We start from the raw sequence: 25,338 nt of genomic DNA on the forward strand, positions 1-25,338 counted from the left end.
TACTTACTCTATTACTTAGCGGTAGGTAAAGCAAGTTTATGCAATTTTGCTCCGCGTACTTGATCAATTAATATTCCCGCATCTTCTGGTAAAGCTTCTCCTCTCCAAGCGACATGTCCATCAGGACGCACTAAAACAAAGTTACGCTCGTAAAGCTTGGCAATTTCTGGGTTGTTGATTTGCTGGGTTGTCAACGGTACGTTTCTTTCTTGGCAAGCCTGTTCTAATTTTGCAACTTCTTGTGGCTGGGAGTCAAAAGACATTAGCACAAATCCATGACCAAATAAATCTAAGGTAGATAACCCCGGTTCTAACCAAGCGTGAGGTGCGCGACAACCAGGGTAAGTACTTTGCTCCCATTGAAAAGGATCGTTGCTGGGGGGTGTGCCATCGGGGATAATTATCGGGGATTCGTAGCAGAAACCAAAGTGAACCCCAGGTGCGTCAAACTCCCGTTTTACACCACTGCGTTCCATACCTTCCGCCATTTCCTGGCGAATCTGCGCCCCTGCGGGGGAGTCAGTCATAATGACTGGGGGAATACTACGTTTTTGCGTGCGTTCTAAGTTAGCATTCGCCTGTTCTAAATTGCGGACAGCGATGGGACGGCGTTCGATTTCATAGGTGTCAAGTAAGTTAGCACCAGCCCAGCCTTTGATTGTAGCAGCCAGTTTCCAGCCTAAATCAACCGCATCAGCGATACCTGTGTTCATCCCAAAACCACCGGAAGGTGAAAGTGTATGGGCGCTGTCACCCACAAAGAAGATATTTCCGGCGCGGAAATTATCTGCAACGCGATGGGTTAAACGCCAGGGTTGATTAGAAATAATTTCAAATGGGGTATCAATTGATATCGCTGCGCGGATTGCTTCTTCCGCATCCCGCACTTGACCGTCTGCTTGTGGCTTTAAAATGAGACGATATAAAGAACGCCCGTCTACTGCTCGTAGTGGTTCTTGGATGATGGGATTGACCAGAAAATAAACCATTGCGTGGTTTTTTCCCATCTGCGCCGCTAATTCAGGTGCTTTAAAGACGACACTCTGAAAAGTTTGGGTGGCGTGAAAGGTAGGCGCATCAACACCGCAAGCTTTACGTATAGGACTACGCGCTCCATCGCAAGCTACCATGTAACGAGCGTGGATAATCTCTGTGTCTCCTGTTTCTACGTTTTTCACTTGGGCAACGATCCCTGCGTTTGTCTGCTCAAAGCTTTCTAAGGAAGACAGGAAGCGAATTGTTCCTTGAGGCTCTTTACCTAAGAAATTCTGAAATACTGGAGCAAACCAGTCTTGGGGGCATACTTGTTCTGGCTCTGGGGTATATTCAGGGAGAGTGCGATCGCGATAGGAGGGAAAATGAACTCGGTATATTTCATGACCGCCTACAGATGTTACCCAAGCAATATCTAGAGTATGATCGGCAGGCCAGCCAGCGTTACGGATTTGCTGGGAAATGCCCCAACGGCGGCAAAATTCCATTGATCGCGGCCCGACTGTGCTGACTTTGGGGTCGGTGACAATGCCGTCTGTTTGTTCGATGAGTAGGCAATTTATACCTTGATAGCGTAGTTCTACTGCCATTGCTAGACCCACAGGGCCGCCGCCGACTATTAGCACATCAGTTTCAATGTTGTTGTTTTTCATGGGTTTTCTGAAGGAACGAACCGCGAAGGCGCGAAGGACACTAAGGAAGAGGTAAAGAAGCAAAATTGGAAACTTGCTTCGCTCACGATTTCACTGGGCTTTTAATTAATACGGTTCAGTCATTACAGCAGTTTTCATGTATTTAAACCACAAGTTGGTATCTGTATTTCTTTGTTCCTTTGCGCCTTTGCGTCTTTGCGTGAGATAAGAAAATGTGCTTCATTTACACGAAGATCTGTAAGGTGATTTTTTTAAGGAACCGCAGAGGCGCAGAGGGCACAGAGAGAAGAGAGGAAGTTTAAACCTGCGTTTGTTCGTTAATGTAGTAAAGATTGGGGGTTATTCGCCAGGTTATCAAAAAATTTGGCGTAGTAATCAAACATTTCGGATACTGTACTGTGAATAACTTCGCATTCTCTGGCTTTCTGTCCCAGGCGCTCAAATCTGCGGGAGATTGCATTCATTGCTACTTCGGGTACGGGGATGTAAGCGGGTGTGTCAATCTCAAAAGATGGGCCTGCGGTTTTACCCCGTTTGCCAGAGGGCATACTCATTAATAATTCTCCTAAGGGACGCATCATCCCTGTCATGACATCAATTCCTGCATTCATTAATTTGGAACGCCGTAAACTACCTGTAGGCATGAAGCCAAAGTGCTGTACCATTAACTGCATCATGAGAAAATAGCTTTCGTTAAATATTTCCATGACGGCGCGGGTTTGGGGAACGGTAACGACATTACTGTTATAATCTCGCTGATTTAGGCAAGGATTACGCAAACTTGGGTAAGAAGGATTCCAAGCTCTTTTGCGTTCAGTTTTGGTGTCATTTATCTGTTCTTGCGCGAGCGCATCTGCCAAACGGCTGAATTGTTGGTAGTGCGATCGCTCAAATTTTGCTGATTTTTGCTCGCAGCCTTCTCCTTGTTCAACAATTAGATCTATGGCAAATAAGGCGCTGTTGAGATCGTCTACTTGTAATTGGTAGTCTGGATGGGCTTTATTAAAATCGTCACGTAAAAATAAGCGATGTTCGCCACCTACACGGCCTTTTTTGACTACAAATAAATCGGGGATATTCTCTAGTCCTTGGCGAATCTGGCGATACAGTTCGCTTAAGGAACCATAACCATGTAAGCTGTCAATTGTGCGATCGCTTGATGCTGGTTCGTTAGCCAAGTTTTCTTCTAAGAAGTCGGGCATTTCTAAGCGCAGGAAACGCTGTAGAGATGTAGGATTGAGTGGTTCTAGTGCTAGGTCTACATCAATGGGGAATCTTTGGTTAAGTTTACTAAAGTCGGGGACGGCTGGGTAAAAAGGTTCGCCAATCGCCATCAATATATTATTTACCATCAAAAAGTGAATCATTTCCTCACGGGAAATTTCGATTAATACTCCCCGCATTCCGTAATTCTTTACTTCTTTCCCATCGCCACAGGCTAAATGTAGCTGTTCTTGTGTCCACAATCCCCGGCGTACATATTCTTCGCCTGTGACGTAGTTGGGGATAGAATATCCAGCATAGATATATTGCAGCATCACAGCTACTTCTAACTCGGCTGCTTGTTTTAAAGCACTCACCAATTCTGCGCGAGTTTGAATGGTGCGTTGGCTATGCTTTGGTTCGGGAATCGCTGGGGGAACATAACCGACTCGCTGCTGATTTTGCAGAAATTTCCGTAACAGTGTGGTTTTAGCTTGGGACATATCGCGGCTGGGTGGCATATAGTAGGTTTTATATTTGTTCTTGGGATCGGACATTTGCCACATTAATCGCGCATAGGTTTCGACTTTGCACTTGTCAGCCAGACTGAAGACATCGACTTTCATAAACGAGAAACATAACTCGTAGTAAGCCAGAACATGTTTGTAGATCAAGTTAAAATCTACAGCTTCAGTGGGAATTTCATCTAAGTGCCAATCGTTACTTAATACGCGCACGGCAAAAAAGCCAGCACCTGACCAGAAGCCAAGTTTATTGTCATTGTCATAAGCTATTTCCGCAGCATCTACGTGATTAATATCACCAGGAAACTCATCAGGTTGGGTAGATAACAGTACCTTTGCAGTTCCCGCGATCGCACCCCGTAGAGTCACCCAACCGCGTCCAGTCGCATCAGTAGAAATTACAGTTTTAGGTGCAAAATCTCCTGGTTCCGCTTGCTTACCTGGTTTGAAGTGGACAATTGCCATTTCTGAGGGGTGGGGAAAGTGGAAAGTGGAGTCTAAATTAGTGCGATCGCGCAGTTGGGGAAATGCTCTCGGATTATAGAACTGACTGAGATAAACAGACTCAACCGCCGTCGGACAACCCCGTACAAAAGACCTTACCTCTAACTCAACTGCGTGGTCTTCACCAGTTTTTAAATTAGGATGTTCAATAAACAAACAAGCGTCATCTATCTGAAGATTGATTTCTTGTTCTTTAACAAGAATTTGCCGTTCTCCGTTAACATCTGTACCGATGATGCACAAACCTTGCTGTTCTATCTCATCGCGCAGATTCTCAAATGGTTCCGCTAGCTGTACATCTACAATCCCACTTGTCAATTGATAGGCTGGAAGCTGATAAGCATCCTTAAATATCCGTCCAATCAGCCGTTGACTACCAACTGTACGCACCTCCAAATCGCCCAAGTCAAGCTTGCAACCAATCGCATGGGTAGGCCCTGGCCCTGGCTTGGCAGCACGCCCCACACAAGGTACTGCCGTTATCATGTTCAAACTAATACCTTGTGAACTTACTTGCAAGGTAAGGTTAGAAAGCCCTCTTCCTTCCCCTCTGCCCTCTGCCTCCTGCCCTCTGCCTTCTTCCTCAGAAATCAACAACCGCCCATGCGGATAACTACTGAGTTCATCTTTACACCACAGTCCGATAGTTCCGTGCAGTTCCCAGAAACTGGGTGAATCCGGTTGAACTGGTGCAGACATATTGCTGATGCTAAACTGCACTACCAGTCCCAAAACATCATTGCGGTTCATCGCTTCCCGTAACATGGTTACCGTTGGTGACTGGGCGACTTCTTCACCCCATAACCAATCCTCAGCATCTTTGGGAATAGCAAACTGATAAACTGCTGCCCGTTTAAATTCCTGATTCAGGCAATGTTCTGGCAATTCGCGGATATAATCAAAGTTTTGCCACCGGGCTAACTGCATACCTGTGATGGGTGCAGAAAGCATATTTGGGACTTCGTGGGAAGCGCCTTGACGACCAAAGGTCAACTGACCTAACATAATTGTGTTAGTCCAGTTAGAAGCTGGATCGCATTCAAAGAAGCGGGCGCGGTTGAAAGTAGTTTTAACATAATCATTGTAATGACCCCACAAATCAACACTGCGTCCCACCACTGGATCTTGTCGATCAATTTGTCCAAACTCGCGCTGTGTGCTGACAATTTGTGCTTCTATCGAAAAATGACCGTTTCCGCCGAAATTCCAACCCATAGCGCTGCTAAACGCACCATTTTCATCTAATTGTCCTTCGGCGTTAAATCGCGTACCTAAGTTGTAGAGGTATTCGTGGTACTCAGATACAGGGCGGTTAAGGTCAACAGGTTTACCATTCATGTAAACAGTATTGCTGCTAACATCTACTTGTCCGTTTTTGTGTCCTGTAGGCGCATGGATACGGGCGAAACCTTGGAAATGAAGCCGGGGAAAATCTAGAATACTCATTATTCAAAAACGCTTTGATGAATGACTTGAATAGAAAGTTACAAAATAAGCAAAGACTTTATAATTGCTGGCGAGTTTAAGCTTTAGAAGTTGTTAATTGCTGTAGAGACTTTTCGGTTTCGTTCTTCAAGGAGTACTTTGTTGCTGTAATCAAAGCAGGTTTGGAGGAAACGATATCATAAATTGCTTCCAGTGCAGACTCAATTGAACCTTGTAGCCAAGCGGGATATCTAGAACAATGTTCGCCAGCAAAGAAGAGGGTGTTTTGGGGTCTAGCAGCTTCTAGATAATTAATGCTGTAGTTAGCTTCGTCGGACATATCATCCTTCCAGTGTACAGTGCAACCACCATCACTCCACTTGTAATTACCCCAGGCAATAGAAGCCACATTTGTTACCATATCAGATGATTGCAGTTCTGGATGAACTTGGCTGACAACGTTTTTAACATAGCTGTGACGTTGTTCTTCAGACATATTTCCTAAGCGATCGGCATCGTCACCGATAGTGTAGCTAGCTAACATTACACTACCACTATTGGGGTTAAAGTTTACAGAAGGATAATATGTTTGGCGCACACCGTCACCACTGAAGGAAGCACCACCATTAATACCTTGCTGTTGCCAAAAAGCTTCCTTTGTATGAAATGCAACTTTAGTTGCTGGGCAATATATTGTATTTTGAATCGAATCTAATTTTCTGTCATCGAATCCGCTTAACTCCATTTTCCGCAGGATAGAGAAAGGAATAGTACACAATACATAGTCACAACGGCGGGTGTATCTTTGTCCATTTTCTAACCAATCAATTTCTGTATAATCTTCATGGACACGAATCGCAACGATTTGTTGGTTGCACTTAATTGGCGCTTTGATGGATTGAACTAAACGTTGAATTAGTTGATCCATACCGCCTTTGAGTTGTAACAAATCGTGGCTAGTTTCCACTAAAATATCACTGAGGAACATATCAACGGCTTTGCTACAACGAGCGCGAAAACCAGGGTTGTCTTTAATAAAGGATTGCAGGTCAATATTTTCGCCGTCTTCGCTAAAATAAGGTTCTAAATCTAACCGTTCCAACTCATCCATTAAGTGTGACTGTAAGTCTTGTTCTAAGCTTTCACGCAAATTTCCCGGGGAGATAGTATCAACGATGGTTTTGAGCCAAGCAGCAAACAATCGAGTTTTCTCGCTGTAACGACTATCAGTAAAAATTCCTTGATAGCGTTCTTGGAGAATGCGGGGTGCATCTTTCATGCGGAAAATTTTTCCTTGGATATTCATGAAAGCATTTTGTTCTTCAAAGACTGTGACAAATTTGCACAGCTTGTCACTCAATCCCAATTTATGTACATAGTGTAGTGTGTGTTGATGTGCGCTAGGTATACGCATTGCTCCGAGTTCTGCATAGGGAGCATCAGGTTCATTACCAAAGCGATGTGTCCAAATTCTACCGCCAATCCGTGGGCTAGCTTCCATAATATCGACTTCATGACCCATGCGTTCTAATTCATAAGCTGCAACTAAACCTGCAATTCCAGCACCCAGAATGGTGATGCGCTTACCTTTTTGAAAGTTGCTCAGTTGGCTCATTTCTAGAATTGTGGTGGTGTCCATTTTTCAATACCTCGTAAAATTTTCAGATGGGATAAGATTTAATAAGAAAGATTGTGTTTTGGTTGAAAATCTGTAAATTAAGCTTGTGAGTTGCTTTACCGCAGCATTTCAACCGCCTCTGTTATTTGATAGCGATCGCCTAATTTGATTTATGCAATCCGCCGTAAAAAATTTGAAAAAACGCCCAAAATGCTTGTGGGGTAAGCAATCTAACTTACTAAGTTAGGTAGATTCTGTTCTGGTTGGGAAATAATGTTGACTGTTGACGGTTAACTGTTGACTGGGAAGAGAGATTGTCAAAGAGTTATACCTCGCTCCCATGCTCTGCGTGGGAGCGTAAGTCTAGGAGGCTCCGCCTCAATTCATTTCAACAGGAGGCAGCAGCCCACCAATACGCATTTCCAGGCTCAGTCTGGAAAAGAGAGTTTAAAAATAAGGACGCTAAGGCTAGGGAAAAAGCAGACTATGTTAATAAAAGTAAAGTAGCTCAAACTATCTTCTCTTCTGCTTTCTGCCTAATTTCGATAGGAAATATGCACAAAAAACTACTTATATAACGTAGAGCGATCGCTTGCTCCTGATTTTAGGAATGCATAACTTCTCTTCTCCTGCTGGTAGTGAAGAAATAGTTCACCAATGCAACACCCAGGAGACAGCAAAAAATGGTTCCCTTATCAAAAAAATTACCAAGTAAAGCTGCTAACAAAAAAATTGATAGTAATTTATTCCTAATAGTTTGTATATCTTTAATTGCCACAAGTGGCATATTTAGCATTAATCCTGTAGTGCCAAATATAGCTACAGGGCTTAATACCTCACCTCAAGAAATCGGGCTAATCATGACAGCTTTTTTATTACCTACTACATTAGGTAGCCCGATTGGTGGCGCTTTAGCTGACCGTTTTGGTAGAAAGAAAATTCTCATTCCTTCACTCATACTATTTGGTATTGGGGGAGTTTTATGTGCTTTAGCAACTAATTTCCGCAGCTTAGTAGAATGGCGATTCCTCACAGGTATTGGTGCTGCTAGTTTAGAGTCTGTAGAACTGACTATTATTAGTGATTTATATAGCGGTAAAATGCTTACTGCGGCAATGGGATTTAATTCGGCGATGATTGGCGTTGCTGCTACAATTTATCCTTTAATTGGTGGTGCATTAGCTGCTTTCAATTGGCGATATACATTTTTATTATCAGTATTAGCTTTGCCATTGGCATTATTAATTGGCACAAAATTGCAGCTACCAACTCAACAAAAAACTACTGAAAATTTAGATTGGAAAAGCTATCTCAAAACTACGTGGATAAATCTCAAGAATCCCCAAGTTATTGGATTACTATTTACAGTATTTTCCATGTTCATCATTGAGTTAGGTGCTTTCTATATATATCTTCCCATCTACGCAGGTAAATTTTTAAATGCAGCTGGTGCCCAAATTGGATTACTACTTTCTACTGACTCAATTGCTTTTGCTTTAGCCGCTTCACAACTGGGACTTTTAGTCCGTTGGTTTTCAGAAAAAACCTTAATTGTTGCTGGTTTTGTAATCGGTGCATTGTCCCTGTTGATGATTCCGGCAATTCATAACGTTTGGTTATTGCTGATTCCCTGCGTTATCGCTGGTGCATCTCAAGCCTTGGTTTTACCACCTCTGCAATCAATGTTAGCCGCGATTGCTCCCGAAGGTTACCGAGCTGGATTTATGGCGCTGAATGTTACTGTTCAATCATTAGGAAGAGCATTAGGCCCTTTATTTGGCGGTATTACCTTCGCCGCTTGGGGAATCGCCGGAGTATTTTATGCCAATGTCGCTCTTTCTTTAATTACAGTTGTAGTGTTTAGTTTGCTCTTGAGAAAAAGCAACTCAAAACCCTCCAACGCCTAAAGTTGTAAAATTGATAATTTCAGCTTCAAAGACATTTTACCCCACCCCTCAATCCCCTCCCCGTTTACGGGGAGGGGACGTTTTGCGTTAGCAAAGCTGGGGTGGGGTAAGGCGGATCGTGATGGTAAGTGAGAGAATTTGCTCATCTCTGTTCCTTGGCGTTCTTTGCGTTCTTGGCGGTTCGTTTATTAATATTAAGATTTTTTGTAGTGATGGCTCTCTAGCCCGCTTTCTTGATATTAGGGAGCAAGATGCTCCCACTACAAATTTATTTGGAGCAAAATTGAGATTCTCCCATTTCACTGCATAAACTATCGCTACCTACTTCTATATAAATTTATCAAGCGAAAAACTATTCCAAAGCGTACAAAGACATTAACCACAACCACAAATATTTCCGGAGAACAAGAAAATGATAGTTGTAATGAAAACCCACACCCCAGCCGCAGAAATTGAAAGCCTAATTCAAGAATTCCGCAGTTGGAATCTCACACCAGAAACCATTGAAAGCAACAACAAAGTAGTGATTGGTTTGGTAGGAGATACTGCTAGTTTAAATATCGAACAAGTTCAACAACTCAGTCCTTTTGTTGAGCAGGTTTTACGAGTCAAGCATCCCTTTAAACGCGCCAGTTTAGAATTCCGTCATGGAGAATATAGCGAAGTAGCTGTACCAACTCCCAATGGAGTCGTAACTTTTGGACAAAATCATCCTTTAGTAATTGTCGCTGGCCCCTGTTCTGTAGAAAATGAAGACATGATTGTGGAAATAGCACAGGTAGTTAAAGCTACAGGTGCGCAATTCCTTAGAGGTGGAGCCTATAAACCGCGTACCTCTCCTTATGCTTTCCAAGGACATGGAGAAAGCGCCCTATCCCTGTTAGCAAAAGCCCGTGAAGTTACAGGTTTAGGAATTATTACCGAAGTTATGGATACAGCGGATTTGGAGAAAGTCGCAGAAGTTGCAGATGTAGTGCAAATTGGTGCGCGCAATATGCAGAATTTCTCTCTATTAAAGAAAGCTGGTGCTACAGGTAAACCTATTTTGCTCAAGCGGGGCTTGTCTGCAACCATTGAAGAATGGTTAATGGCAGCAGAATATATTTTAGCTAGTGGTAATCCTAATGTAATTTTGTGCGAACGTGGTATTCGCAGTTTTGACCAAAAATATACCAGAAATACTCTAGATTTATCTGTAATCCCTGTATTGCGCAAATTAACACATTTGCCAATCATGATTGACCCCAGCCATGCTACTGGCTACTCAGAATATGTTCCCACAATGGTCAAAGCTGCGATCGCAGCCGGCACAGATTCTTTAATGATTGAAACTCACCCCAACCCCAAAAAAGCATTGTCTGATGGGCCTCAATCTCTCACTCCTGCGGAATTTGCGGAACTAATCGCAGAAATTACTCCCTTGCTACAATTCTTTGGCCGTGGTCATCAATCAGACTTGACAACAACATTTACTGCTAAAGTTCCTTCTACTGCTCTAATAACTGCATAAATTCAATTGTATCTCTTGAATTTAAGGTAGTAGTGATTAACTTGACGAAGGTAACTGTGGATGGGATTAGAGCAAGCGATGTCTACGACAAGCCGCTGACACGTCTACGCATGGAGCAAATCTTGGAGACAAACACAAAATTTAGCTTCGGGCGATCGCACTATTCCCATCATTATTATTTTGTAAATAAAACTCGTCAGAGGTAAGCATTTATGTATTTTGAAACAGGTTCCTATACAACTCAAGGCGGTATATTTATCTCCCGTTCCGTCACTAATACTTCCATCCACACGGCAATTGAAGAAGTTTTGATGCGTCTCGATTCTCAGAGGGGCGGATTACTTACAAGTAGCTATGAATACCCAGGTCGTTATAAACGCTGGGCTATGGGTTTTGTCAATCCACCCTTAGAAATTGCGACACGCGATCGCAGTTTTACAATTACCGCCCACAATGAGCGAGGCAAGGTACTGTTAGATTATTTAGCAGAACTATTGCGCGATCGGCCATATCTTGAAACTGTCACTCAAGAAAATAATTGTATCATCGGCTCTGTTCAACCAACCCAAAGCTTATTTTCCGAAGAAGAACGCAGTAGACAACCATCTGTTTTCAGTGTGATTCGCGAGATATTATCAGCCTTCGACAGTCAGGAAGATGAACACTTAGGACTTTATGGTGCATTTGGCTATGACTTAGTTTTTCAATTTGAGCAAATGCAAAAGCGTCTGGAACGTTCCTCAGACCAAAGAGATTTGGTACTATATCTACCTGATGAATTATTTGTAGTTGACTACCATCTACAACAAGCATTTCGTTTGCAGTATGATTTCGTCACTAAAAATAGTAGCACCAGAGATTTACCCCGCAAAGGTGAAGTTATAGATTACCGAGGTCAGCGTTTGAGTGTAACTCAAAACTCCGACCATGCACCAGGTGAATATGAGCAACAGGTAACAAAAGCACTTGATTACTTCCGTCGCGGCGATTTATTTGAAGTTGTACCCAGTCAAAACTTTTTTCAAGCCTGTGAAAAATCTCCCACCGAACTTTTCCGCACCCTCAAAGAAATTAATCCCAGTCCCTACGGATTTATCTTTAATTTAGGCGGAGAGTATATCATCGGCGCTTCTCCAGAAATGTTTGTTCGCGTAGATGGCAGACGTGTAGAAACTTGCCCCATCAGTGGTACAATACGCCGAGGAAAAGATGCAATTGATGATGCGGCACAAATCCAAAAGCTGCTAAACTCGCGCAAAGATGAATCTGAACTAACCATGTGTACCGATGTAGACCGCAACGATAAATCGCGGATTTGTGAACCGGGTTCAGTGCAAGTCATTGGTCGTCGTCAAATCGAATTGTACAGTCATCTAATCCATACAGTAGATCATGTAGAAGGTTTACTCAGACCAGAATTTGATGCTTTAGATGCATTTTTGACTCATTTGTGGGCAGTTACAGTCACAGGCGCGCCAAAACGTTCCGCCATGCAGTTTTTAGAACAAAACGAACACAGTCCTAGACGTTGGTATGGTGGAGCAGTAGGATATTTAAGTTTCAAAGGCAATTTAAATACTGGCTTAATTCTCAGAACAATCAGACTCAAAGACTCAGTTGCCCAAGTGCGAGTTGGTGCAACAGTTCTTTATGATTCAGAACCAGAAGCAGAAGCCCAAGAAACCTTGACAAAGGCCGCTGCACTTTTCCAAACACTTTTCCGAGTCAACTCCCAGAATACAGATTTAGCCAAAACATCAAAACTGGAGGCGCAACCAGCAAATACAGCAGCAGGTAAGCGTGTCTTGCTAATTGATTATGAAGACTCATTTGTTCATACCCTAGCCAACTACATCCGTCAAACTGGCGCTACAGTCACAACACTACGACATGGTTTTGCAGAATCAGTCTTTGATACCGAAAAACCAGACTTAGTTGTCTTATCTCCCGGCCCTGGTAAACCCAGTGATTTTGGCATTGCAGATACCATTCAAGCCTGCAAAAAGCGACACATTCCTTTATTTGGCGTATGTTTGGGATTGCAAGGAATTGTCGAAGCCCACGGCGGAAAATTAGGAATTCTCGATTATCCTCAACATGGTAAAGTATCTCGTGTTTCGGTTGTAGATCGAGATTCTCTAACTTTTAAAAAGTTACCCGAATCCTTTGCAGTTGGTCGATATCACTCCTTATATGCATTACCCCAGTACCTACCTTCAGAACTAAAAATTACAGCCATGTCCGAAGATGGCGTAATTATGGGCATTGAGCATAAATCCCTACCAATTGCTGCTGTGCAATTTCATCCAGAATCCATCATGACTTTAGCAGGAGGCGTTGGTTTAGAAATGATTAAAAATGTAGTTTTTGCATTCACAAATTTACCTGCTTTCTCAGTTCTAGCAAATTGAACCAAAAGCCTTCAGGCTCAAGTCTGAGGCTACACAAACAAAGCCTAAATATGCAGGCTCAAAACCTATCTTTTGTGAGTCCGCTGATTCCCCTCCTCGTTTGCGGGGAGGAGTTGGGGGTGGGGTATGATCAGAACGGTGCAAATAAACCTAAGTATTTAACGGAAAGTCAAGTTCACTAAAAACCTCTTCCCCTTCTGCCGTCTGCCCTCTGCCGTCTGCCTTTTCTTAACAATAAATATTCACGCCGACCTACATAAATCCTCCAAGCAAAATGCTAAATTATCATTCTCAACTCACACAAACAAATACAAAATCTAGCAACTCGCGTCATATTCTCGATGAAATTGTTGAGTATAAACAACAAGAAGTTGCTCAAATAAAGGAAAAATTACCTTTAGCAGATTTAAAACTTCAGCTAAATTTAGCACCGCATCCGCGAAATTTCCGCAACGCCCTGAGAGAGAATTCTCGTAAACCTAGCATCATTGCAGAAGTCAAGAAAGCCTCACCTAGTAAAGGAGTGATTCGTGCTGACTTTGAGCCTGTAAAAATAGCCCAAGCATATGAACAAGGTGGTGCGAGTTGTATCTCTGTTTTGACCGATGAAAAGTTTTTCCAGGGCAGTTTTGAAAACTTACGGATTATTAGAAATCATGTAGCACTGCCACTGCTTTGCAAAGAGTTTATTATAGACCCTTATCAAATTTATTTAGCAAGAGTTAATGGAGCAGATGCTATATTACTAATTGCGGCTATTCTATCTAATGAAACTCTGAAATATTTTATGCAAATTGCTCGCGATTTGGGCATGGTTGCCTTAATAGAAGTACATACTTTAGCAGAACTTGACCAAGTATTAGAGTTAGAGAATGTGCAATTAATCGGGATTAATAACCGCAATTTACAAGATTTCAGCCTAGATTTAAAAACAACTCAACATCTGTTAAGAGAACGGCGACAGCAGTTAAGCAGCTTAGATATTACGGTTGTTAGTGAATCAGGTTTATACACATCTGCTGATTTAGCTTTTGTTGCCCAAGCAGGTGCAGAAGCTGTATTGATTGGTGAATCTTTAGTTAAGCAAGCTGATTTAGTCCAAGCTGTTAAGCAACTCTTGATAAATTAACATAAGACTTACGCAAATTCATGAAAAAACGAACCACGAAGTACGCAAAGAACACGAAGTAAAGAGAGTGAGGGAGATTTATCGCGTAAGTCCTATAACAATATAAGCAAGGTAGAGGGCATAATTAGGAGCATCCCAAATGTGTAAATTTATTTTTTGTAGTGATGGCTCTCTAGGGCGCTGATTTGACATTAGGGAGCAAGATGCTCCCACTACAAATTTATCGCGCTCTTGCTATCAGTTGTAGGGGCGGGTTTACAGATATTCTCCTTAATTAAGGATGATCTAAATAAACCCGCCCCTACATATAAAACAGAACTTACGCAAAAATTGCCAAAAAGCTTAATTTATTGAACCGCCAAGACGCCAAGAACGCCAAGAATTCGTAGAGTGTGCGTAAGTCCTATAAAACTCCACCCATCAAGGGAAGGAGTTTTTTATTTACTTCTGCCTCCCGCCATCTTCCAACTGCCTTCTTCCCAAATTGTGCATTTTTTATTCTTCCTTTCCCCTATATAAAAATAGTTAACCTTTACTTACTAGTTACTTACTATGACATCTATTTCTCAACGATTTGAAGTTTTACGTGCAAAAAATCAATGTGCTTTGATTCCTTTTTTAACAGCTGGCGATCCGGATTTAGAAAATACAGCTGAAGCCCTAAGAGTTTTAGATGCAAGCGGTGCAGATTTTATTGAATTAGGAGTTCCTTATTCCGATCCGTTGGCTGATGGGCCGATTATTCAAGCAGCTGCTACCCGCGCCCTAAAACAAGGAACTCGTTTGATTCATGTTTTAGAAATGGTACAGTCGGTGACTCGGAGTTTGCGATCGCCTATTATCCTCTTTACTTACTACAACCCTATTTTAAATATGGGTGTGCAACGATTCCTTGAGCGGGTTGCAATCTCCGGGGTTAAGGGGTTAGTTGTACCCGATCTACCTCTAGAAGAGGCAGGTAAACTATTACAGATTGCCGATTCTGTGGGGGTTGAAGTCACATTGTTAGTCACTCCTAATAGTTCGCCAGAACGCATTCAAGCGATCGCGCAGCAATCCCAAGGCTTTATTTACCTAGTGAGTGTCACAGGTGTTACAGGTATACGTCAAGAGGTACAAACTCGTGTTAAAGATGTACTCGCCCAAATCCGTAATGTCACAGATAAGCCAATTGGTGTAGGATTTGGTATTTCTAGCCCAGAACAAGCCCTGCAACTGAGGGAATGGGGTGCAGATGCAGTCATAGTTGGTAGTGCCTTTGTACAAAGGTTGTCAGATAATACACCTTACCGAGGTTTACGCGCTATTCGCGATTTCTGTAGCGATTTGAAAGTATCCATAGGGGCTAGAGGCTAGGGATTAGGAAAACAAAAATCTATTACCCAACCTTTTAACAGTCAACAGTCAACAGTCAACAGTCAACCGTCAACCGTCAACAATTAACGAGATTAATCATGTTAACCAACACACAAAACACTAATATTTCTACTTCACAATTCAACCAGCAACCTGATGCTTTAGGTCGCTTTGGTCAATTTGGTGGTAAATACGTTCCAGAAACCTTAATGCCTGCATTAAGCGAGTTAGAATCAGCGTTTTACAAGTATCGTGACGATGTTAATTTCCAAGCTGAACTGCAAAATCTCCTCCGTGATTATGTAGGACGCGCAACCCCTCTTTACTTTGCTGAACGCTTAACTCAGCACTACGCCCGTCCAGATAGCACCCCGCAAATTTACTTAAAACGTGAGGATTTAAATCACACAGGCGCTCACAAAATAAATAATGCTTTGGCGCAGGTTTTACTTGCAAAGCGCATGGGTAAAAAAAGAATTATTGCGGAAACAGGAGCCGGTCAACATGGTGTAGCAACGGCAACAGTCTGCGCTCGTTTTGGACTGGAATGCGTAATTTATATGGGCATCCACGACATGGAACGACAAGCTTTAAATGTGTTTCGGATGCGCTTGATGGGTGCAGAAGTCCGTCCTGTGGTAGCGGGAACAGGAACTCTCAAAGACGCTACCTCGGAAGCAATTCGGGATTGGGTAACAAATGTGGAAACAACCCACTATATTCTCGGTTCAGTGGCTGGCCCCCATCCCTATCCGATGATGGTGCGAGAGTTTCAAGCCATAATTGGTAAGGAAACTCGCGTTCAAGCACAGGAAAAATGGGGCGGATTACCAGATATTCTCCTGGCTTGTGTCGGTGGAGGTTCTAATGCGATCGGGCTTTTCCATGAGTTTATCGATGAATCTTCTGTGCGCCTAATTGGTATTGAGGCGGCGGGTGAAGGTATTGATACCCAAAAACATGCCGCGACTCTCACAAAAGGACGAGTTGGGGTTTTGCATGGTGCAATGAGTTACGTGCTGCAAGATGAGGATGGACAGATTATTGAAGCGCACTCAATCAGTGCGGGATTAGATTATCCCGGTGTCGGCCCAGAACATAGTTATTTGAAGGAAATTGGACGTGCTGAATACTACAGCATCAGCGATGCAGAGGCGCTGGCGGGATTTCAACGTCTATCCCAACTCGAAGGAATTATTCCGGCCCTGGAAACATCTCATGCGATCGCTTTTTTAGATCGGCTTTGTCCCCAACTCACCGGTAGTCCCCGCATTATTATCAACTGTTCCGGACGGGGTGACAAAGATGTGCAAACGGTTGCCAAATTTTTCCCCCCTGCATAAATCAATAATCATCTCCGCTAAATAGTCAATATAGGCGTTGCATCAATGCGGGATGAATTAACGGTTAAACCATGATTGAGCAACGCCTCAATATCAATTACTTAGGAACCTATCACAATGATTACCAAGCGATCGCGCTACTGTTACCTACCGCAAATGGCTTAAACATTTGAATGTAAATTTTGGCACCATCGCAGCATGATATTCAAGAAATTACACCAAATTATTTCTAAGTAAAAATGAAATCTGTTCTTTTATTGGAAAAAGTTAGGTTTAAAACCTCGCCCCTAGTGGGCGAAAAAATCCTTGTTTCGCGCTTGTTGGTAGAAACCCCAACGCCAGTTCTCTCAAGTCGGGACACCCGCCCACGAGACTGGCTCCCCCTTGTGGGTGACTGTCTTTAATTTTGAATTTTGAATTTTGAATTTTGAATTGATTCATGTTTTAATTTCTGTCTATCTCGTGTTAGCTAATTCGTGGTAAGATTTTCACCTAAGTTTGATTGCATAAAAATGTCGCCTAAATGGAGACAATCAGCTACTGGTTTAACTATGTTTACCTGAGAGTTTTGCATTTAAAAAGCTTGATCAACTAAATTAAAAAAATATCCAAGTCTAATTTTTAACGCTAAAAATAGCCAGGTGTGAGGGAAAATGCTGAAGAAAGTTGTTAATATCAATACTGACCAAAAATTGCCGGGTAATATTGTCAAAAGTGTAAGTTCTTTAAGCTTATTACTGCTATTAACTTATCCAGCAAGGGCACAAAATGCACCAGAGTCTTTCCCAGAATTAGAAATAGCAGAAAGTACATCTGGAATGAGCCAAGTAACAAGTGTCAGTCAGCTGAGTGATATTTTACCTACCGATTGGGCATTCACAGCGTTGCAATCCCTAGTAGAACGCTATGGTTGCATAGCTGGATATCCTAATTCTACCTTTCGCGGGAATCGGGCTATGACCCGTTATGAGTTTGCAGCCGGACTCAATGCTTGCTTACAACGGGTGAATGAACTGATTGCAACAGCAACTACAGATTTGGTCAAAAAAGAAGACTTGGCGACTTTGCAAAAGCTACAGGAAGATTTTGGCGCTGAATTAGCAACTTTGCGCGGTCGGGTTGATACTCTAGAAGTACGTACAGCTGAATTAGAAGCCCATCAATTCTCCACAACTACCAAACTTGGTGGTCAGGTCATTATTTCTGTAAATACTGGGGGGTTTAGTGGCGATCGCATTATTGACCCTAATGGTCGAGTACTTGCTACCTCTAACCCCAATCCTACAGTATTGTATCGAGCCGGAATTGATTTAAACACCAGTTTCCACGGAACCGACTTACTAAAAATTCGTCTGGAAGGTGCAACTGGTGTGATAGACAATGGTCGTCCCGATGGTGGTAGAGACAATGCAGCCGGAGTCCTAGAACCGTTTTTTGGTAGTGTTACCGACTACTCAGTCAAGCCGCCTACAGTGGGGACATTCGATATCGGCAGACTAGTTTACACTTTTAGACCCATTTCCGACCTTGCAGTTTCTATCGGCCCGGATATTCGCACCACAGATTATGTTGACCGTAACAGTTACGCTAATCTGAGCTTTTTGGACTTTAGCACACAGGCATTTGCAAATAATTATATTCTCTTTCCGGTTGACGGCCCTGCGGCTGGGGCTGCAATTGACTGGAAGCCAGGAAACGGAGCATTTGCTGTGCGGGCGTTGTATGCTGCTGGAGACCCCGCTAATCCTGGTAGAAGCGGAGTAAATATCAGCACTGCAAGATTTACTCCCTTACTGTATCCCAGCGATTTTGCCCCCACTGCTCAGAGCGATCGCGGTTTATTTGGCGATACCTATCAAGGTACAGTCGAATTAGAATACTCACCCTCTAGGAATTTTGCCCTGCGCCTGCAATACAGTGGTGGTGAAGTATTTGCTAAACGCTTTGATGTCATTGGGGCAAATGTGGAACTCACACTCAGCCAAAGATTTGGTATTTTTGGACGCTACGGTTACGGTAGCTATAATGACACCGCCTTTGGCGACATTAAACCCAATTATTGGATGGCTGGGATTGCCATGAGAGATTTGTTTACACGGGGTGCTTTAGCTGGAATTGCCGTTGGACAGCCATTTATTGTCAATCAAATTGGTGATTCTACTCAGACTAATTACGAGGCGTTTTATAATTACCCATTTAGCCGGAATATCCAAATTACACCCACAATTCAAGTGATTGATAATGCTGGAAATCAAGGAAGCAACGGCACAATTTTTACAGGCACACTCCGTACTGTCTTTTCTTTTTAGCAGTAAATGTAACAAGCACACATTTAGGGAATTCCAAATGAAAAAATATTCCCATCATTAAAAACTTACCAAACACGCCCTACTTTGGCTATTAGCCTGAGAATTTATTCTCAGGCGGGTGACAAAGCTAAGACAGAGGCAATTTTTAACTTACAGCAGTTTTCACCTATTTGAACCACATCTGTCGTAGTAGGGGCACGGCATCAAAAATCTTTTGGTACATACAATAATTTTACTGGTGCCGTGCCCCTACAGCGTGGTCTATTTACCTGAAAATAGCTGTAAGTTGACACGTATGGATAACCCCGCCCCTACAATTGGCATGATTTATCGTACATAAAATGCTTTAAGACCCCTACGTCTATACGTAGTATCATTTTCAGTCGGGGTTTAAATTCCCGTCTGAAAATGTCTTTAATTTTGAATTTTGAATTTTGAATTGTTATTTTTTGGAGTTCCCTGAAGCTACAAGCTATACAGAAGGGTTAGCCACTCGATCAATCATAATTAGTAACGATAATCAATTGCTGTCACGAAGTTACCATCTACGCAGATTTTTTTTACGCAGCCATTAAGTATTGCTCGTTTATCTTGAGGATTCAGTCCTTGCCAGTAATTTTTATTAGCAAAAGCCTTAATAATACGTTCTTTAGCAATTAATGATTCTCTAGATATATTATTAATTGTTCCCAGTGCGATCGCTATTTGTTCTTTGATGTCATTTTTAATTTGTTCTATTGCCGAACTTGGTGGTAAGATTTCTAGATTATTCAGCGATGCGCGCAGAGTTTTTACTTCTGGCGGTTCTTCTATTATCGGTGGTTTGTCTGCTTCTACTAAGTTAGCTAACCGTTCGGCTTCTTGTGATAATAAATCTGCTACTTGAATATCTAATTTTTTTGAAGAAATCATATCTTTATGATTACAATTACCAGCTTTATACAAGCGACACTGATAATAGTAAATAGCTTGCCCCTGCTTATCTACTCGTTTTGCATGGCGCGTCATGGAACCTCCGCAATGAGCGCATTTAATTAAATTAGAAAATGGGTTAACTTCATTATCTTCTCTAGAAGCCCATCGATTATGACGATTACCGCGAATAATTTGTTTAATTTGTTCGTGTTCGGCGCAGGTAATAATGGCTTCATCATCGTGGGTTCCCCATTTTACCTTCCATTCATCAAAATGTTTGCGCTTTCCCTTAGATTTCACATAAGTATCAAAAGGTAAACCTCCTGCATAAACAGGATTAACTAATAAGGCTTTTAAACCAGGAATTGACCATCTTAAACCAGACCAAGGATAACGCAAAGGGTGATTAGCTTTAGCTGGTGTAAAGACAATTTTATCTAAGTCTTCATCACTAATAATTCGTGAATATTTTTCTACTTTATTCCAATCAAAAGCTTTTGTTTCTATGCCAAAATCTGAATGCAATTTACGCACGGTAGCCGCAACGGAACCGCATTCAAAAAAAGTATTAAAAATATATCTAGCTACATCTGATACAGTTAATTCTCTTCGCCCTGCTAACAAGCAAACGCATGGAGAATTATCCCGTACATATTTATCATTGTGAATGCGGTATCCTAATGGTGCAACTCGGTGGCTTTTCCCCTGGGTAACGCGATGACGGCGTTCGCTTTTTAATCTCTCCGTTACCATTCTCACTTCAAATTTAGCAGCAGCCAGCAACATATCAATGGTTAATTCTCCGCCCAGACTGTCGGGATCAACTCCTTGATCTAAAGCGATGAGTTTAATTCCTTTAGAGCGTAATACCTCTAACAGTGAATAAAATAAACGGGATGATGAACCAATGCGATCGATGCGGGTAAATTGCAGAGATATTACCTTACCTTTTGCAGATGTCTTCAAATCATTAATTAATTGTTGTAACCCTTCCCTAACTTCCGTTGTCCGTGACTGAATATCCCAGTAAACTTTGGAACAACCAGCATTTTGCAAGCGTTCTATTTGTTTACGCAATGCACCTTTATCTGTTTGCTGCTCCTCACCGCTAACCCTTGCATAACCCCAACTTTCCATAACAGCGCATAGACACAACCTTTATTATATTTGATAGTGAATACTGCTATTCTCAGAAATTCTCTGAGCAGTTACAAAAGCGTCAACCCCAGGTGAACTATGAGGGATAAAATATAAGGGATGAAGTATTGAATCTAGAATTCCACGGAAAAATAAGGCAGAGATGCTCAAACTGCCTGTGAAAGACTAGCTTGATACTTCACCTTTCTCCCTTCATCTTTCATCTTTGATAATTCATAATTCCTAAATTAAAGCCAATGCAAAGCAACTGCATTTATCTCGATAATAATGCCACCACAAAGGTAGATCCAGAAGTTGTAGAGCTGATATTGCCCTACTTAACGGAATATTACGGCAATCCCTCTAGTATGCATACCTTTGGCGGACAACTTGCCAAAGCCGTGAAAACAGCAAGAGAACAACTTGCAGCCCTTCTGGGAGCAGATGAGTCAGAAATTGTCTACACTAGTTGCGGTACTGAAGGTGATAATGCAGCAATTCGCGCTGCACTGTTGGCACAACCAGACAAACGCCACATTATTACAACTCAAGTTGAACACCCAGCAGTACTGAATGTCTGCAAACAATTAGAAACCCAAGGTTACAGTGTTACCTATCTTTCAGTAAATCGTCAGGGACAATTGGATCTCAATGAGCTAGAAGCTTCCTTGACAGGTAACACAGCTTTGGTAACCACGATGTATGCCAATAACGAAACTGGCGTGGTTTTCCCCATCGAGCAAATTGGCTTACGTGCCAAAGAATATGGCGCTTTATTTCACGTTGATGCGGTGCAAGCAGTGGGTAAAATCCCCCTGAATATGAAGAATAGCACCGTAGATATGCTGACACTATCAGGTCATAAAATACACGCACCTAAAGGTATTGGTGCTTTGTATGTGCGACGCGGTGTGAGATTCCGTCCCTTCTTAATTGGTGGACATCAAGAACGCGGGCGGCGTGCCGGAACAGAGAACGTTCCAGGGATTGTTGCTCTCGGTAAAGCTGCCGAACTGGAAATGTTACATTTAGAAGAAGCGACTAAGAGAGAAAGAAGGCTGCGCGATCGCCTAGAACAAACCTTACTCGCTCAAATCCCTGACTGTGAAGTTAACGGCGATACAACACAGAGATTGCCCAACACCACTAACATCGGCTTCAAATACATTGAAGGCGAAGCCATTCTGCTACTACTAAACAAATACGGTATCTGTGCCTCATCCGGTTCAGCTTGTACATCTGGCTCTTTGGAACCTTCCCACGTATTGCGGGCAATGGGCTTACCCTACACCACTTTACATGGTTCCATCCGCTTTAGCCTCTGTCGCTACACCACAGAAGCCGAAATCGATCAAGTAATTGCGGTTATGCCAGAAATTGTCGAACGTTTGCGTGCCCTTTCACCCTTCAAAAATGATGAAGCTGGCTGGCTGCAAGCGCAAGAACAAACATTGCTAGGGACTAGGGGCTAGGAGCTAGGGATTAGGGACTAGAGGTTAGGAGCTAGAGTATGAAGAATTTTCCTAATTCCCAATGCTCAATGCCCCATGCCCCATGCCCCATGCCCCATGCCCCATGCCCAATGCCCAATGCCCAATGCCCAATCTAAAATCCAAACTCTAAAATCCTAAATCGGCTATGTGGGACTACACAGATAAAGTATTAGAATTGTTTTACAATCCCAAAAATCAGGGAGTCATCGAAGAAGCTGAAGAAACTGGGGTGAAGGTAGCGACTGGGGAAGTAGGAAGCATTGCTTGTGGTGATGCTTTAAGACTACACCTGAAAGTTGAAGTCGCTAGCGATAAGATTCTTGATGCCCGCTTTCAAACCTTTGGCTGCACAAGTGCGATCGCATCTTCCAGCGCTTTAACCGAAATGATTAAGGGTTTAACTCTAGATGAAGCCCTCAATGTATCGAATAAAGACATTGCAGAATATCTGGGCGGATTGCCAGAAGCAAAAATGCACTGCTCTGTCATGGGACAAGAAGCCCTAGAAGCAGCTATATATAATTATCGTGGCATTCCCTTGGCGGCTCATGATGACGATGATGAAGGCGCATTAATTTGTAGCTGCTTTGGTATCAGCGAATCCAGAATTCGGCGCGTGATTTTGGAAAATAACCTCACTGATGCGGAACAGGTAACAAATTATGTGAAAGCTGGTGGCGGATGCGGTTCCTGTTTAGCGAATATTGATGATATTATTAAAGAAGTTCAGCAAGAAGCCGCAACACCTGCAATCAACAACTACGGCGTGAAAGTTGCAACCGATATTGCTACTGGTAAACAATCACAACTCGGACTCACGAATGTGCAAAAGATTGCACTGATTCAAAAGGTCTTAGATGAAGAAGTCAGACCCGTTCTGATTGCTGATGGTGGAGATGTTGAACTTTACGATGTTGACGGCGATCGCGTCAAGGTTCTGCTTCAAGGAGCATGTGGTTCTTGTTCTAGCAGCACAGCAACTCTCAAGATTGCCATAGAAGCCAGATTGCAGGATCGTGTCAGCAAGAACCTGATAGTTGAAGCCGTCGAGCCACTGCTATAAAGCTTTACGCACCACACAAATACACCTAATGTGCAAGACTCTAAGAAACAGAAAGTAGGATTTGACCGAGACAATTCACTTCGCATCAATGAATTAAATCCTACCCACAACAGACAGCTTAAGCACATAGGCAAGTATTCAACGCCTAATTGCGATTTCCATAATCCAACTCGCTTCAAAGGAATGAGGATATGAGCGCACTGTACGAAAAAATTGGCGGACAAGCAACTCTCGATAAAGTAGTTGCAGATTTACACAAACGCATCCAAGCAGACAGCAGCGTGAATACTTTCTTCGCTAAGACAGATATGGCGAAGCAACGCGGTCACTTTGTTGCATTCGTAGCTCAGTTACTCGAAGGGCCCAAGCAATATGCAGGTCGCCCAATGGACAAAACCCATACTGGTATGAACATCCAGCCCCAACACTTTGATACCATTGCTAAACACCTCAGCGATGCAATGGCAGCCAATGGAGTATCTGCTGATGATATCAGCGCTGCAATGGCTCGCGTTTCCAATGTCAAAGGCGCTATTTTGAACAAGTAATTGGACTTGATGATTGATTGTTGACGAAGAGATTCAGTCAAGTTCTACCAGGTGTTTCTATCTGAATCATAAGTATTTGTAAAGTGCGTAATTACCTTTGTTAATAGTCATTTCATGGCTATTAACAAAGAATAAAAGAAAAAAAATTTAATTTGACCGAGGAACATAGTACATGTCTTTACAACCGATAGTTTTTGCTGTGGAGCGATCGCCCCCGGCGACGTTCTACACAAACTCACTCCGAGCTTCAACGGGCGTGAGACCCAACAGACCAAAGCAAAAGACCCACCAACCAACCAATTGCAGGAAACACGAACCATGACTGACGAAAATATTAGACAGATAGCTTTCTACGGTAAAGGTGGTATCGGTAAATCTACCACCTCCCAAAACACCCTTGCAGCTATGGCAGAAATGGGTCAGCGCATCATGATTGTGGGTTGTGACCCTAAGGCTGACTCCACCCGTTTGATGCTCCATGCTAAAGCTCAAACCACAGTTCTTCACTTGGCTGCTGAACGCGGTGCAGTAGAAGACTTGGAACTCGAAGAAGTAATGCTGACCGGTTTCCGTGGTGTTAAGTGCGTAGAATCTGGTGGTCCAGAACCCGGTGTAGGTTGCGCCGGTCGTGGTATCATCACCGCTATTAACTTCTTGGAAGAAAACGGTGCTTACCAAGACCTAGACTTCGTATCTTACGACGTATTGGGTGACGTTGTGTGCGGTGGTTTTGCTATGCCTATCCGTGAAGGTAAAGCACAAGAAATTTACATCGTTACATCTGGTGAAATGATGGCGATGTATGCTGCTAACAACATCGCTCGCGGTATTTTGAAATATGCTCACTCCGGTGGTGTGCGCTTGGGTGGTTTGATTTGTAACAGCCGTAAAACTGACCGGGAACACGAACTCATCGAAACCTTGGCAAAACGGTTGAACACCCAAATGATTCACTTCGTACCTCGCGATAACATCGTTCAACACGCAGAATTGCGTCGGATGACTGTTAACGAGTACGCTCCTGACAGCAACCAGTCTCAAGAATACCGCGCGTTAGCTAAGAAGATCATCAACAACACCAACCTCACCATTCCAACACCAATCGAAATGGATGAATTAGAAGCATTGTTGATCGAATACGGTATCCTTGACGACGATTCTAAGCACGCAGATATCATCGGTAAGCCCGCAGAAGCTTCTGCTAAGTAAGCTCAGTAAGCAAAGTTTTAGGAAAAGGGAATACCTACATCACTTCCCTTTTACCTTTGATCTAATTTCTATCCCCCACGGGGACGAA

At 42.7% G+C, this 25,338-nt stretch carries 15 protein-coding genes; 11 read left to right on the forward strand and 4 right to left on the reverse strand.

The features are described 5' to 3' along the window. Positions 1–11: 11 nt before the first annotated feature. The 3 genes from H6G08_RS28585 to H6G08_RS28595 all read right to left on the reverse strand — a co-directional run bounded on the left by H6G08_RS28585 (position 12) and on the right by H6G08_RS28595 (position 6,941). Entirely contained in the window at positions 12–1,646 is a 1,635-nt protein-coding gene (locus H6G08_RS28585) for an FAD-dependent monooxygenase (RefSeq protein ID WP_190549268.1), read from the reverse strand. A gap of 317 nt (positions 1,647–1,963) precedes the next feature. After that, the gene (locus H6G08_RS28590; RefSeq protein ID WP_190549271.1) at positions 1,964–5,323 is read right to left on the reverse strand and encodes a ferritin-like domain-containing protein; all 3,360 of its coding nucleotides are present in this window, start codon (positions 5,321–5,323) and stop codon (positions 1,964–1,966) included. Positions 5,324–5,399: 76 nt separating this feature from the next. Beyond that, on the reverse strand, positions 5,400–6,941 hold the full coding sequence (locus H6G08_RS28595) for a flavin monoamine oxidase family protein (RefSeq protein ID WP_190549273.1): 1,542 nt from the start codon (positions 6,939–6,941) through the stop codon (positions 5,400–5,402). Positions 6,942–7,603: 662 nt separating this feature from the next. Between H6G08_RS28595 and H6G08_RS28600 the strand changes: the two genes are divergently transcribed. The 7 genes from H6G08_RS28600 (at position 7,604) to H6G08_RS28630 (ending at position 18,885) form a co-directional block, all read left to right on the forward strand. Continuing rightward, the gene (locus H6G08_RS28600) at positions 7,604–8,827 is read left to right on the forward strand and encodes an MFS transporter (protein WP_190549275.1); all 1,224 of its coding nucleotides are present in this window, start codon (positions 7,604–7,606) and stop codon (positions 8,825–8,827) included. Between the two features lie 412 nt (positions 8,828–9,239). Beyond that, positions 9,240–10,337: a 3-deoxy-7-phosphoheptulonate synthase gene (gene aroF, locus H6G08_RS28605; protein WP_190549277.1), complete on the forward strand. Its 1,098-nt coding sequence runs from the start codon at positions 9,240–9,242 to the stop codon at positions 10,335–10,337. 212 nt (positions 10,338–10,549) lie between these two features. Continuing rightward, positions 10,550–12,748: an anthranilate synthase gene (locus H6G08_RS28610; protein ID WP_190549279.1), complete on the forward strand. Its 2,199-nt coding sequence runs from the start codon at positions 10,550–10,552 to the stop codon at positions 12,746–12,748. 274 nt (positions 12,749–13,022) lie between these two features. Beyond that, entirely contained in the window at positions 13,023–13,877 is an 855-nt protein-coding gene (gene trpC, locus H6G08_RS28615; RefSeq protein ID WP_190549281.1) for an indole-3-glycerol phosphate synthase TrpC, read from the forward strand. 552 nt (positions 13,878–14,429) lie between these two features. After that, positions 14,430–15,233: a tryptophan synthase subunit alpha gene (gene trpA / locus H6G08_RS28620; RefSeq protein WP_190549283.1), complete on the forward strand. Its 804-nt coding sequence runs from the start codon at positions 14,430–14,432 to the stop codon at positions 15,231–15,233. A 98-nt stretch (positions 15,234–15,331) separates the two neighbouring features. Next, a complete protein-coding gene (trpB, locus tag H6G08_RS28625; RefSeq protein WP_190549285.1) occupies positions 15,332–16,576 on the forward strand; it encodes a tryptophan synthase subunit beta in 1,245 nt (414 codons plus the stop codon). 653 nt (positions 16,577–17,229) lie between these two features. Continuing rightward, on the forward strand, positions 17,230–18,885 hold the full coding sequence (locus H6G08_RS28630) for an iron uptake porin (protein ID WP_190549287.1): 1,656 nt from the start codon (positions 17,230–17,232) through the stop codon (positions 18,883–18,885). Positions 18,886–19,392: 507 nt separating this feature from the next. Here the strand turns inward: H6G08_RS28630 and xisF are convergent. Continuing rightward, a complete protein-coding gene (xisF, locus tag H6G08_RS28635) occupies positions 19,393–20,937 on the reverse strand; it encodes a fdxN element excision recombinase XisF (protein ID WP_190549289.1) in 1,545 nt (514 codons plus the stop codon). Between the two features lie 257 nt (positions 20,938–21,194). Between xisF and nifS the strand changes: the two genes are divergently transcribed. The 4 genes from nifS (at position 21,195) to nifH (ending at position 25,250) form a co-directional block, all read left to right on the forward strand. Next, positions 21,195–22,409, forward strand: coding sequence for a cysteine desulfurase NifS (gene nifS / locus H6G08_RS28640; protein ID WP_190549291.1), 1,215 nt, complete (start codon positions 21,195–21,197; stop codon positions 22,407–22,409). Between the two features lie 166 nt (positions 22,410–22,575). After that, positions 22,576–23,493 (forward strand): Fe-S cluster assembly protein NifU, encoded by a 918-nt coding sequence (gene nifU, locus H6G08_RS28645; protein ID WP_190549293.1) that lies wholly within the window; start codon positions 22,576–22,578, stop codon positions 23,491–23,493. Positions 23,494–23,684: 191 nt separating this feature from the next. Then, complete coding sequence (locus H6G08_RS28650) at positions 23,685–24,041, forward strand: group I truncated hemoglobin (protein WP_190549295.1); 357 nt, start codon at positions 23,685–23,687, stop codon at positions 24,039–24,041. A 318-nt stretch (positions 24,042–24,359) separates the two neighbouring features. Beyond that, positions 24,360–25,250, forward strand: coding sequence for a nitrogenase iron protein (gene nifH, locus H6G08_RS28655; protein WP_096580147.1), 891 nt, complete (start codon positions 24,360–24,362; stop codon positions 25,248–25,250). The last annotated feature ends 88 nt before the right edge of the window (positions 25,251–25,338 follow it).

The organism is Calothrix anomala FACHB-343, from assembly GCF_014696435.1.
In the GTDB taxonomy this organism is placed as follows: Bacteria; Cyanobacteriota; Cyanobacteriia; order Cyanobacteriales; family Nostocaceae; genus Aulosira; species Aulosira anomala_A.